Genomic DNA, 12082 nt, shown 5'->3' on the forward strand with positions numbered 1-12082 from the left:
GAAGTTAGACATTATGTTGAAAGGTAGACGATTCCAATCAACCATTATACTGACGCAGCCACACCCTTGCTGCCTCAGCATCCAATTCGATTTGTTGTTTCAATGCAGCAAAAGACTCAAATTTCTCTTCGTTACGCAATTTATGTAAAAGGACAACTTCTAACTGTTTGCCATATAAATTGCCTTGGAAGTTAAATAAGTGCACCTCAAGCTGCTGTCGGACACCGTTTACTGTCGGGCGATTACCAATATTGGCCACCCCACCGATGGTCGTGTCTCCTAACCCTTTAACCTCAACGACGTAGACTCCTGATACCGGAGAAACAGAGCGTTTCAACGGGATATTCGCCGTAGGAAAACCAATGGTTCTACCTAATTTACGACCATGAGAGACTCGCCCACTGATACTGTAGTGACGACCAAGCATAGTTGCAGCAGAAGCCAAATCATCGTGAGCTAAAGCATCACGAATAGCAGTACTGCTCACGCGTAATGTTTCTAGACAAAAACTCTGCGTGTTAACGACTTGAAAGCCATATTCTTGGCCTGCTTGCTGGAGCATAGCGAAATTGCCTTTTCTTTCGCGACCAAAGCAGAAATCATCACCTACAACCAGAAACTTAACACCCAATTGCTTGACCAACAAGTCACGGATGAAGCTTTCTGCCGTCAGCGAGGCAAAGCGATAGTTAAAGTTAACGCACAGCAATCGGTCGAGCTCAAGTTTATTCAATTGAACAAACTTATCTCTTAGTCGTGTTAAACGAGCTGGCGCTCGATCTTTTGCAAACAATTCCATAGGTTGCGGCTCAAACGTCATCACCACCGAGTCCAACCCCAGTTGTTCGGCTTTTTGTGAAACCTGACGCAGCACTTGCTGGTGACCAAGGTGAACACCGTCAAAATTACCTATTGTCAAGACACAGCCGTGGTGGTGTGATTTGATATTATGTATACCGCGAACGAATTCCATCAGAACCTGTTTAAAACCTATTTTTCTTGTTGTTTGGGCGTAAAACTGGCGGATTATACCCTAAAAGACACTAATCTGTCGCCGCTTTTAAATCTTTTAAACGGATACCTAATAAAAGTACACCAGCGACATAAACCAAGGCTCCAAGACCAATCAAACCTATCAATGTCATCACACGCTGAGTTAAATTCCATGTTAACCATACCGACATATCTGATAGTACATAGTCAACCGCTACGAGCATTAAGGCACCAGAGATAATCAAACGAGCGATAAAGAAGAGGGTCTTACGACTCACGACATAGACCCCTTGCAAATGTAATCCCCTATACAGCAGAGCCATATTGATAAAGGCGGAGATAGAAGTCGCAATAGCCAAACCAATGTAACCGAAGAAGTAGGCAAAGATGGCATTAAGAACCATATTACTGATCATCGCAATAATGCCATAACGCACTGGCGTTTTCGTATCTTGACGAGAGTAATAGCCCGGAGCGAGGACTTTGATCAACATAAAGTTAAGTAATCCTGACGCATAAGCTAATAGTGATAAAGAGGCTTGATGGACATCTTCAGGGGAAAATGACCCGCGCATAAACAGTACCATAATCATCGGCTTAGCCAGTACCATCAGTCCCAACATCGCTGGAATACCAAGCAGCGTCACCATGCGCACGCCCCAATCCATTGTCTCTGAAAATCCAGAACGTTGTGCGTCGACGTGTTTGCGCGACAAGGCTGGCAGGATAACCGTAGCAATCGCAATACCGAACATACCAAGAGGGAACTCTAACAAACGATCAGAGTAATAAAGCCAACTGATTGACCCGGTTTGTAAGAAACTGGCAATAAAGGTATCAAACAGCAAGTTTATCTGGCTAACAGAGACACCGAATAAAGCAGGAATCATCAAAGTGCGAATTTTGACTACCCCAGGATCACGCCAACCCCACTTAGGACGGGAAAGTACACCAGCTTTGATTAAGAATGGTAATTGGAATAAAAACTGGACCAGACCACCTAAAAAGACCCCTATCGCCAAACCTATTTCCGGCTGTGCCAAACGAGGTGATAGAAACCAAGCACAAGCGATAATCATCACGTTGAGAAAGACGGGAGTAAAGGAAGAGACTGCAAATTTGCCCATGGTATTCAAAATGGCGCCAGATAAAGCGACAAATGTGATAAACCACAGATAGGGAAACGTAATTTTTAGCAGAAAGCTCGCCAACTCAAATTTTTCTGCTGCTGGTCCGCCATGTAGCCAGTCGATAAACCAACCAGCGCCAAACACCGCAGTGACTACGCCTGAAAAAACTACCCCAAGTAACGTTACTATGGTGACAATAACACCAAGCGTCCCAGAGGCGCGAGCAACCAGCTCACGCGTCTTGTCCATATCTCCAGAAGCATGATATTCAGTGAGTACAGGAACAAAAGCTTGAGAGAAAGCCCCTTCTGCAAATAAACGACGTAAAAAGTTCGGAATTTTGTTTGCAAAGAAAAATACATCGGCACTCGCACCGGCTCCCATCAAGTTAGCAACAACAACGTCACGAACCAGACCAAGCACACGAGAAATCAACGTCATAGCACTTACAATCATGCCTGACTTGAGCAAGCGTTTACTCACAGTTACCTCGAAAAAATACGCTAAAACCACATTATCATCATTAACAGGTAAAGAATGTCAGTTCCTGACTAGATAAGTATTAGCATTGGAAAAAAAATACTGTTAGAATCCACGCCATCTTAACCGCGAAGCTCTTCTTAATCCAAACTTGTTTGGTCTAGCTGGGTTTTTGCACAAATCATTTGACATTTGAGTGCAAATAAGGGATATTTCCGGCCCTTAAATTGTCACCGAACTAAAGTTTTTGGGAGTTAGACCCTTGGCAAATAATAAATCTGCTAAGAAGCGCGCTATCCAATCTGAAAAACGTCGTCAGCACAACGCTAGCCGCCGTTCAATGATGCGCACTTACATGAAGAAAACTGTTGCTGCAATCGCTGCTGGCGACAAAGAAGCTGCAACTGCTGCATTTGCTGCAGTTACACCAATCCTAGACCGCATGGCGACTAAAGGCCTTATTCACAAGAATAAAGCTGCACGTCATAAGTCTCGTTTCTCTGCAGCTATCAAAGCTCTTTAATTAGAATTTGATAATGTAGTGATAAAAAAAACCGGCTTTTGCCGGTTTTTTTATTGGCTAAACACAGCCAAGGAAAATAAAAAATTTTATAGCTCTATTCGGTCACACAAAAAAGGCGATGTAACACCTCCATAAGTGACTTCACTTCATTACTGCTCAACGTGTAATACACGGTTTGCGCTTCCTTACGGGTTTCTACCAAACCATCCCTTCGTAACCACGCCAGGTGTTGTGAAAGAGCCGATTGACTGAGCGCCAACTGACCACACAATTCGCCAACAGACAATTCTTGATTATGCAACATACACAAAATCTGCAAACGTCTCTCATTGGCCATCGCTTTAAGCAAAACAACTGCTTCAGCGGAATTTTTTTCTATTTCTTGTAGGTTCATGAGCAAAAAGCCTCATAGGACAACTATTCAAAAACGCAGTACATTCAGCAAATGTCCATAAAGTTAAGAATAAAACGTATAGGGCTTACTTACGTAAACAGGGTGTATTTTAAGAAAGCCTAAAATAACAACTTTTATGAAATTGCGAACACTAGAGCGAGACAAAGCCAGCGCTGTACATATCATTTTTAAGATAACAATGATATTTATTACTGGGTTATGTGATATTAATTCATTTAATCACTCTAATAAATGGGTTAATCGAATAATTTATTAAAATTCGCATCACACACATTTTTTACCGCAGGATGTTGAATCATTCTTTCCGCAAATATCACGTAGTATTCTTCTTTTAATTCATCAATTTGTTCTATTTTATGTAAAGGAATATCCGCTTCTATTTCTTGAGCATAAAAAGAAGGTGCTAGAAAAATCGTTTCAGGATGATAAAGGGAAAATGCATTCATTAACGCAGCGTCATCAAACTCACCAAGGATATTCGGCTGCAACCCTTGACGATCAAACCATTGGCGCACTTTTCTTCCCATTGCAGTGCGACTACCTGGTACTAGTAATTTCTTGTCCTGTAACAAGTCGGGGAACGTCCCTATCAACTCGGAATTACGGCAAAAAAAGCTCATACGGCTTTCGCCAAGCTTTTTACTATACAAACCAGGGCTTTGACTAGAATCAACAGGGCAATCAGAAAGAATCATATCTAATTTATGCTGCGATAACTGCTCGAGAAGCATTTCATGCGTCGACTCAAAACACCGTAGATGAATTTTCTGCTCAATCGGTATAGTCATCCCCAGTATCTTACTGACAAGGCGTTTGGAGAGTGCGTCAGCGACACCTACATCAAATAACAAGTTAGCTCGTTGACTGTAATTGACAATATCCATCATCTCATAGCTTAAGCCAAACATTCGGTCTGCATACTTAAACACGAGTTGCCCCAATTCGGTTGGCTCAATACTTCGACCTGTACGTTTGGTCAGTTTTCCATTCATGCGCTCTTCTAATGCTTTTATTTGGCCCGTCACAGTTTGGGGCGTTAAAAACAGAGCATCGGCAGCTTTAGTAATTGAACCTTGCTTGCAAACCATCCAAAAATAGTAAAGATGGTTATAATTGAGATGTGACATTGTATTTATTCCGAAAGTTTTATAACGATCAATATATTCTTCATTTTTTATGCTTATTTCAGAGTATAAACTCAAATAATCAAATTCTAATATAATATGTGATTTAGAATATTTTTAACCATTTTAAATTAATATTAAAAAAGCGCCATCATAGGCGCTTTTTTATTAAACAGAAAATGGATATTGAATAGGATCGTGATATTCATATCCAATTACTTCAAAGTCATCTAATGTCACCCAAGTCTCCAAATCTTCTAATGATTGAATTTTCGGATTGATCTTAAACTGAGGAGCCGCTAATGGTTCACGCTTAAGTTGAACATCACGCATCAACTCCAATTGGTCCTCATAAATATGGGCATTCACTATTTTATGGTAAGCCTGCCCCGGTTTTTTACCGGTTATCTGCGCCATGATCGCTAAGAATGCATACACTTGAACCATATTGAAATTGAGTCCTAGCGGAACATCGCAAGAACGCTGGGTACTATTTAGGTACAAGGTATCACCAAGTAGCGAGAAATGATGACTGTACATGCATGGGCGCAAGCAACCCATATGAAATTCACCTGGGTTGTAAAAATTGAGGATTTCACCACGGTCGTCAACCCCACGTTTTAAATCATCAACGATTTTACGTAATTGGTCGACATGTCCGCCATCAGGCTTAGCCCAAGAACGACCTTGAACGCCATACACGCGTCCCATGTCATCTTCGCCTTTACGAAACGGGTTGTTTAACCATGCGTCGTTTAAGTTCGCATTAGCATCCCAAGTTTTGGTACCTAGCTTGCGAAAATCTGCCGCGTTATCGTAACCACGAATGTAGCCAAGTAACTCAGCCACAGCTGCTTTCCAGAAACTCTTACGAGTAGTGACCAGTGGGAACTGATTCGCTGCGACATCATAAGTCAAATCCGCATTGATAACCGTTAAACAGCGTTTACCGGTTCGTTCATTTTCAATCCATTGCCCTTGCTCTACGATTCGCTGGCAGAGATCCAAATACTGTTTCACTTTTAACCCTTATTTTCTGCTGTGTTATCTTTGTATACACCACGTTTGTATGACCAAACAATCAAGCAAATACCAATAACTATCATTGGAATTGAGAGAATCTGTCCCATGGAGATAACGCCATCAAACAGTCCAAGTTGCGGGTCTGGCTGACGGAAGAATTCGATGAAGCTGCGGAATATACCATAAAGCACTAAGAATAGCCCAGAAACAGACCCCAGCGGGCGAGATCGGCGCACAAAGACATTCAGAACGATCAACATTACAACGCCTTCTAAGAAGAACTCGTATAGCTGTGATGGGTGACGAGGAATAGGACCACCACCAGGGAAAATCATCGCCCATGGCACATCCGTTTGACGTCCCCAGAGTTCGCCGTTAATGAAATTACCCATGCGTCCAGCACCCAAGCCAAATGGCACTAAAGGAGCAACAAAGTCAGCAATGCTGAAGAATGAACGGTTATGCTTGCGCCCATACCAGAACATAGCGGTGATAACACCAAGTAAACCACCATGGAAAGACATGCCCCCCGTCCATACTTCAAATAGATACAACGGATTATCAAGGAACAAGCCAAAATTATAGAATAAGACGTAACCAATTCGTCCACCTATAACCACCCCCAAGAACCCAGCAAACAATAGGTCGGATACCTGCTCGCGAGTCCAACCACTTCCAGGCTTATCTGCTCGGCGATTAGCCAGCCATAAAGCGAACATGAATCCCACTAAATACATAAGCCCATACCAACGGATCGATACAGGGCCAATAGAAAAGATCACAGGATCAAAATTGGGAAAATGAAAATAGTCTTGCGACATAAATGAAGCTCTCTTTTTGTTAGTCTGTATCCGTTATTGCATCATCATTGTAGATGCAACGCACATAAGAAATAGGGAAAACACTCTTTTTAATACAGCGGATGGTAAACGCACCGCCAGTTTAGCCCCAAACTTTGTGGTCAGCATTGACGTACTAGATATTGCCACTAATGCTGGCAAATACACGTAGCCAATGCTGTATTTAGGTAATCCTTCCACGTGGATACCATGGAGAATAAACCCCAGCATACCCGAAATTGCGATACCAAAACCGCACACTGCCGAGCATCCCACAGCTTTACGCATTTCTATACCATGCTTGTTCAGAAATGGGACCGATAACGAACCTCCCCCTATTCCCGCTAAGCTGGAAATAATGCCGATACCACTTCCCCATATTGCCGTAATCCAAGCATTTGGCAGTTCACGATAGGAATGAATACGAATCGAACGATACATTTGTATCGACAACCCAAACACAATCACACCAAACACTTTAGGCAGATATTGACTGGGGATCCACTCAGCTATCGCAGAACCAAGAAAACCGCCAATTAACACCCCCGGCATGAGCCATTTAACAACGTAAAAATCGACGTTACCTAGCTTAAAGTGATTAAATGCAGAAGAAGCGGAGGTCACAATAATAGTGGCCAATGAGGTTGCCAATGCCAAATGCATGACAATATTTGAAGAAATGTTGGCATAAGGAAGTAGAAACAGCAGTGAAGGTACAACCACCAGCCCACCTCCAATCCCCAGCAAACCGGCGAGCACCCCGACACATGACCCTAACACCAGCATTAGAGCCATCAATTCTATATTCACATTCTGTTCCTATTTTTTGCCAGCGCGAACAAAGCCAGAAAAACCTTTCTCGTTAAAGTGCGCCAGCATCATATTATAAATATCTTTACCATAAGAGTGCAGAAGTGCTTGCTGAGCGAGTTTTTTCAGATCGTTGAGATCTGAATTACGTAGCAAATATTTTATCTTCGCTACGTTGGATGTATTCATACTTAATGACGTAAATCCGAGCCCAGCCAACAACAACGCTCCCATAGGATCACCTGCTAGCTCACCACAAACACAAGCAGGAATGCCATTATCATGACAAATCTGCTTAATTTGATTGAGCGCCATAATAACGGAAGGATGCATAGAGTCATAGACATCAGATACACGAGTATTGTTTCTATCTACTGCTAATAAATATTGTGTCAAATCATTAGTGCCGACCGAGACAAAATCGATTTTACTCGCAATGCGCGGCAACAGATAAAGCATGGATGGAACTTCCAGCATGATCCCAACCGGAGGCATCACCACACGAGGATCGACCAAAGCAGCATCTTGATAAGCTTGCTGAATAAGACTTAAAGCGTCATCAAGCTCTTTGGAATTGGAGATCATCGGCAGCATAATTGCTAAATTTTGATATTCCGCTCCAGCTTTTAACATTGAGCGTAACTGAATTAGAAAAATATCTGGATGATCTAGCGTGAAGCGAATACCACGCCAGCCCAAAAAGGGGTTGTCCTCTTCGATAGGTAGATAAGGGAGTGGTTTATCTCCACCAACATCGAGCGTCCTCATCACTACACGTTTATCTGGATAAGCACTTAATATCGTTTTATACAGCTGAATCTGCTCCTCTTCTGAAGGAAAGCGATGCTGCATAAGAAAAGAAATTTCGGTGCGATACAAACCGATACCATCAACACCTTGATTAACAGCAACCGATGTTTCACCAGCTAAACCAGCATTAAGCAATAACTCGATACGTTGACCATCTTGGGTAAAAGCAGGTTCAGAAACCGTTTCGTTGACCATATTGGCCAATTCACGCTCTTCATTGGCTAACGCTTTATACTCACGCAGTACTTGACGGTTAGGAGTAATAAACAACTTACCGCTATACCCATCAACAATACCGCGTTTGCCATTAAGTTCTTTGAGGTTCAGCTTAACCCCAACAATGGCAGGAATCCCTAAAGCACGGGATAAAATAGCTGCATGGGAGTTAGCAGCCCCTTCCAAAGAGACGACAGCCAGCAGTTTATCTTTTGGGAGCGTCGCTAAAAGGGATGCAGTCAGCTCTCGGACTAACAAGATGATGGGTTTTTCGATATTTTGCTGATCGTGCTCAGTGTTGTAGAGAAAATAGAGCAGGCGCTGCCCCAGCTCACGAATATCTTGAGCCCTCTCTCGCAAGTAGACATCTGACATACGCGCAAATCGGTTGGAATACGCTTCAACCACTTGGCGTAAAGCCCAATCCGCACGATCTCCTTTTTGCACTTGGTCCTTAAGATCCTTTCTTAACATCGGATCATTAAGTAAGTGAGTGAACAAATCGAAGATCGCCAGTGCCTCTTTATGAATCTCACTGTCGAGCTTTTTACGCATCTTGCGAAAATCAGCTAACGCACTTTCAATCGCAAGAGTTAGCCACTCTTGCTCGCGTTGCACATCCAAGGTCGAGGCTGGGTATACTTCTGATAATTGGGGCTGTGTATCATCCCACCAAAACTCACCAATCGCGACCCCCGAAGAGGCAGCAATACCGCTCACTGCTCTCTGCTTCGACAGGAGCCATTGTCCCTGCGTTTGAGCATGAGTAACAATGACTGCCAATTGTGCCGCCAACGTGACAAGGAAGGAGACTTCCATTTCACTAAACAAGCGTGGCTTTTTCTGTTGTACCACCAGCACACCTAGTACCTGCTTACGATGGATAATAGGAGTGCCAAGGAAGGAGTTATAGACCTCCTCCCCTAACTCTTTAAAATATTTAAAATTAGGGTGTTTTGATGCTTCAGCAATGTTCAACGGCTCTGCTGAGCGTTTAACTAACCCCACCAAACCTTCATCAAAACCGATATGAATTTTATCGCCTTTGAATTTTAAGCCTTGAGTGGCCATCAACTCGAGTCGTTGTTGCTCTTCATTAGCTAGATAGACAGTACAACAATCTGTACCCATAGCCTCGCATATTTGCTTTACAAAAGTATCTAAGGCCAAATACACATCTTCGACCTTTGAGACTTGTTCAACTATGTCCCTTAGCTGAGAAAGCATCTCTTTCGTCTATCCTCTTCGGTTCTTTCGCTTACCTTTTATTTTTCGTTCTTTAAAAGGCATAGCCATCGATGCAAACTCTTTCATTGCTCGACGATAAACATCGCGCTTGAAAGAAACAACTTGTCGCACTGGGTACCAGTAACTCACCCAACGCCAACCATCAAATTCAGGGGCACTACCGCGTTGCATGTTGATTTTTGACTCTTCACATTCAAGACGCAGTAAAAACCATTTCTGTTTTTGTCCAATACAGACAGGTTGAGAATCCCAACGTACAAGACGTTTTGGCAATTTATAGCGTAACCAATGCCGACTTGTCGCTATGATTTTCACATCTTTTTTCGTCAGACCCACTTCTTCGTAAAGCTCTCGAAACATCGCTTGTTCTGGAGTTTCACCGTCGTCAATTCCACCTTGAGGGAATTGCCATGAGTGCTGCCCGTATCGTTTCGCCCAGAATACCTGACCATGGTTGTTACATATCACGATACCAACATTAAGTCGGTAACCATCGCCATCTATCACTGGCAAACCTCTAGCAAATTCTTAATTATGGTGATTTTTCCACATATCCCCAGCCGGAGCAAACTAACTAGTGTGATAAACACGATATTTATGTACGAGAAGGAGAAAAATGTGTGTTTTTTCAGCCCCGGTTAACTTATCAACAATAGAATGAGATACAGAGCACATTTATTCACGTTTTCTGTGAATAAGTTTGTGTAGAAGCTGATTTTTCGTTTAAAAACTCATCAAAGAGAACAAAAAAGATCCTACCAAGCCAGGGAGCCACCAGACAAAAACTAAAGTAAAAACATCAAGTTAAACAATAAAAAGCACATTACCTCACTGAGAGTATAAAAAAGGATCATTCACAAAACAAAATCGAACAAAGATCCACCATTATTGAGGTTATCCACACACACCTCGATATTGACTCTTAGAAATAACCCGTTTTTGCTCGAATTTGCTACTCAACCCCCTGTTTATCTATACATATCTCTGTTTCTATCACCTAGTGCCGTTAATTAATTGTGGATAACTTTTCTTTGTGATCCCATTTATTCTCAAAGAATTTGGTGTAGGATCTTTTATCCCCAAATGACCTCAAAATAAAGGATTCAGTTTCTTGAGGTAACTTGAGTATCGCCAATTGTTGAGAAGATCGTAATGAAACCAGAACCCAAATCCGAACAAGAATTGCTTGAGCGAGCACGAAGCATTGCAGGAATGAGCTTTGCCGATTTAGCGCAAGAAGCCAACATGACAGTACCTAACGATCTTCGTCGTGATAAAGGCTGGGTAGGACAATTACTTGAATGGCACTTAGGGGCAACGGCTGGTAGCAAACCTCAACAAGATTTTGCCGATTTGGGGATTGAGTTAAAGAGCATCCCTATTGGTTATAATGGACAACCTTTGGAAACCACTTTTGTTTGTGTCGCACCTTTAACTGGAGTTTACGGACTGACATGGGAGCAAAGCCATGTTCGTAATAAACTGTCAAGAGTGCTGTGGCTGCCCGTAGAAGGCGAGCGAGATATTCCTTTACCCGATCGTCGAGTCGGAATGCCCCTCATTTGGAGCCCCTCTCCAGAAGAAGAAGCGGAGCTTAAAGCCGATTGGGAAGAACTGATGGAAATGATCGTTTTAGGACAGTTTGCTGAAATTACAGCAAAGCACGGCGAAGTGTTACAACTTCGCCCTAAAGCCGCGAATGGAAAAGTACTCACCGAAGCCTATGGTGCGACAGGAAAACCGATTCGGACTCTACCTCGCGGATTTTATCTGCGCACTCAATTTACCGCTCGGATTTTGCAGAGAAACTATGTTTGAAAAATCGCAGTAAAAGAACGTAGAGACAAAGCTAAAGGTGTACCCAAATACCTCAAGAAGTAGCATTAAGAACTTGAGGTTACTCGGGCACATTAAGCATCAAAGACGACAGGCCACCGATTTCAAAAGTCAGTTAAGGGTAATTCCATATCGCTATAGCGCTGCCCTCCAGGAGCTCCACACTCTTCATAGGGGGTAAAGAGCCGCAAATAAGCATGACTAACACCCTGCTGCCTGAGATGATTTTTCGCTTTATCAAGTGACTGAAAATGTATCACCCCTTTTTCATTGCGTAGGGGCTCCATTGTATGTCGATATTCCACTGCAATAGAATATTGTGATAAATCGGCACCGCCCAATACAAATACTCTAGGCTGATGTTCTTGGCTCGTATGGTGTATCCATTGATGGAATTGGTTTTGATCCATCATATCCCCCTTGATTGAACTAGTGTGTAGTGGCTTCTACGTCATAAAAAGGGGTGGGGATCAAAAGTGATCTCTATTTCAGAAAGTCCGAGTATTTTCAAGACACTATCGACGTTTTATCCAGGACAGCGTACAGTCTATAAAGGTGTCTCAGAACAACCTACTAAGAAACACATATATCCAAAGTCGTTGATGAGTGCGTAAAGAGGCAATAACTCCATAGAT

The 12082-nt window shown here is 42.6% G+C and carries 12 protein-coding genes; 2 read left to right on the plus strand and 10 right to left on the minus strand.

From position 1 onward, the window contains the following. Nucleotides 1-37 precede the first annotated feature (37 nt). Nucleotides 38-973, minus strand: a complete 936-nt coding sequence (ribF, locus tag JCM16456_RS12580; protein WP_068714851.1) for a bifunctional riboflavin kinase/FAD synthetase — start codon at nucleotides 971-973, stop codon at nucleotides 38-40. 70 nt (nucleotides 974-1043) lie between these two features. After that, on the minus strand, nucleotides 1044-2606 hold the full coding sequence (gene murJ, locus JCM16456_RS12585) for a murein biosynthesis integral membrane protein MurJ (protein WP_068716072.1): 1563 nt from the start codon (nucleotides 2604-2606) through the stop codon (nucleotides 1044-1046). Between the two features lie 259 nt (nucleotides 2607-2865). On the opposite strand from murJ, the gene rpsT reads away from it, so the two are divergent. Next, entirely contained in the window at nucleotides 2866-3126 is a 261-nt protein-coding gene (rpsT, locus tag JCM16456_RS12590; protein WP_068714854.1) for a 30S ribosomal protein S20, read from the plus strand. A 94-nt stretch (nucleotides 3127-3220) separates the two neighbouring features. Here rpsT and JCM16456_RS12595 read toward each other — a convergent pair whose 3' ends face one another. The 7 genes from JCM16456_RS12595 to rppH all read right to left on the minus strand — a co-directional run bounded on the left by JCM16456_RS12595 (nucleotide 3221) and on the right by rppH (nucleotide 10118). Next, nucleotides 3221-3520, minus strand: a complete 300-nt coding sequence (locus JCM16456_RS12595) for an ArsR/SmtB family transcription factor (protein WP_068714856.1) — start codon at nucleotides 3518-3520, stop codon at nucleotides 3221-3223. Between the two features lie 257 nt (nucleotides 3521-3777). Then, a complete protein-coding gene (gene nhaR / locus JCM16456_RS12600) occupies nucleotides 3778-4668 on the minus strand; it encodes a transcriptional activator NhaR (protein ID WP_068714858.1) in 891 nt (296 codons plus the stop codon). Between the two features lie 165 nt (nucleotides 4669-4833). Further along, entirely contained in the window at nucleotides 4834-5685 is an 852-nt protein-coding gene (locus JCM16456_RS12605; protein ID WP_068714860.1) for a thymidylate synthase, read from the minus strand. Between the two features lie 2 nt (nucleotides 5686-5687). Continuing rightward, nucleotides 5688-6509, minus strand: a complete 822-nt coding sequence (gene lgt / locus JCM16456_RS12610; protein WP_068714862.1) for a prolipoprotein diacylglyceryl transferase — start codon at nucleotides 6507-6509, stop codon at nucleotides 5688-5690. 33 nt (nucleotides 6510-6542) lie between these two features. After that, nucleotides 6543-7337: a sulfite exporter TauE/SafE family protein gene (locus tag JCM16456_RS12615; protein WP_068714864.1), complete on the minus strand. Its 795-nt coding sequence runs from the start codon at nucleotides 7335-7337 to the stop codon at nucleotides 6543-6545. Between the two features lie 9 nt (nucleotides 7338-7346). Continuing rightward, nucleotides 7347-9590: a phosphoenolpyruvate--protein phosphotransferase gene (ptsP, locus tag JCM16456_RS12620; RefSeq protein WP_068714866.1), complete on the minus strand. Its 2244-nt coding sequence runs from the start codon at nucleotides 9588-9590 to the stop codon at nucleotides 7347-7349. 9 nt (nucleotides 9591-9599) lie between these two features. Further along, nucleotides 9600-10118, minus strand: a complete 519-nt coding sequence (gene rppH / locus JCM16456_RS12625; protein WP_068714868.1) for an RNA pyrophosphohydrolase — start codon at nucleotides 10116-10118, stop codon at nucleotides 9600-9602. 645 nt (nucleotides 10119-10763) lie between these two features. On the opposite strand from rppH, the gene mutH reads away from it, so the two are divergent. Continuing rightward, nucleotides 10764-11429, plus strand: coding sequence for a DNA mismatch repair endonuclease MutH (mutH, locus tag JCM16456_RS12630; RefSeq protein WP_068714870.1), 666 nt, complete (start codon nucleotides 10764-10766; stop codon nucleotides 11427-11429). 122 nt (nucleotides 11430-11551) lie between these two features. On the opposite strand, the gene JCM16456_RS12635 is transcribed toward mutH, so the two are convergent. After that, complete coding sequence (locus JCM16456_RS12635; protein ID WP_156430526.1) at nucleotides 11552-11860, minus strand: DUF6482 family protein; 309 nt, start codon at nucleotides 11858-11860, stop codon at nucleotides 11552-11554. Nucleotides 11861-12082 lie beyond the last annotated feature (222 nt).

Origin of the sequence: Vibrio tritonius (genome assembly GCF_001547935.1) — a bacterium.
Lineage (GTDB): Bacteria > Pseudomonadota > Gammaproteobacteria > Enterobacterales > Vibrionaceae > Vibrio > Vibrio tritonius.

What these genes read in the sequence shown, in the direction of transcription:
- ribF (WP_068714851.1), bottom strand. Translation starts at nt 973, where the DNA reads ATGGAATTCGTTCGCGGTATACATAATATCAAATCACACCACCACGGC.
- JCM16456_RS12595 (WP_068714856.1), bottom strand. Translation starts at nt 3,520, where the DNA reads ATGAACCTACAAGAAATAGAAAAAAATTCCGCTGAAGCAGTTGTTTTG.
- nhaR (WP_068714858.1), bottom strand. Translation starts at nt 4,668, where the DNA reads ATGTCACATCTCAATTATAACCATCTTTACTATTTTTGGATGGTTTGC.
- lgt (WP_068714862.1), bottom strand. Translation starts at nt 6,509, where the DNA reads ATGTCGCAAGACTATTTTCATTTTCCCAATTTTGATCCTGTGATCTTT.
- ptsP (WP_068714866.1), bottom strand. Translation starts at nt 9,590, where the DNA reads ATGCTTTCTCAGCTAAGGGACATAGTTGAACAAGTCTCAAAGGTCGAA.
- mutH (WP_068714870.1), top strand. Translation starts at nt 10,764, where the DNA reads ATGAAACCAGAACCCAAATCCGAACAAGAATTGCTTGAGCGAGCACGA.
- JCM16456_RS12635 (WP_156430526.1), bottom strand. Translation starts at nt 11,860, where the DNA reads ATGATGGATCAAAACCAATTCCATCAATGGATACACCATACGAGCCAA.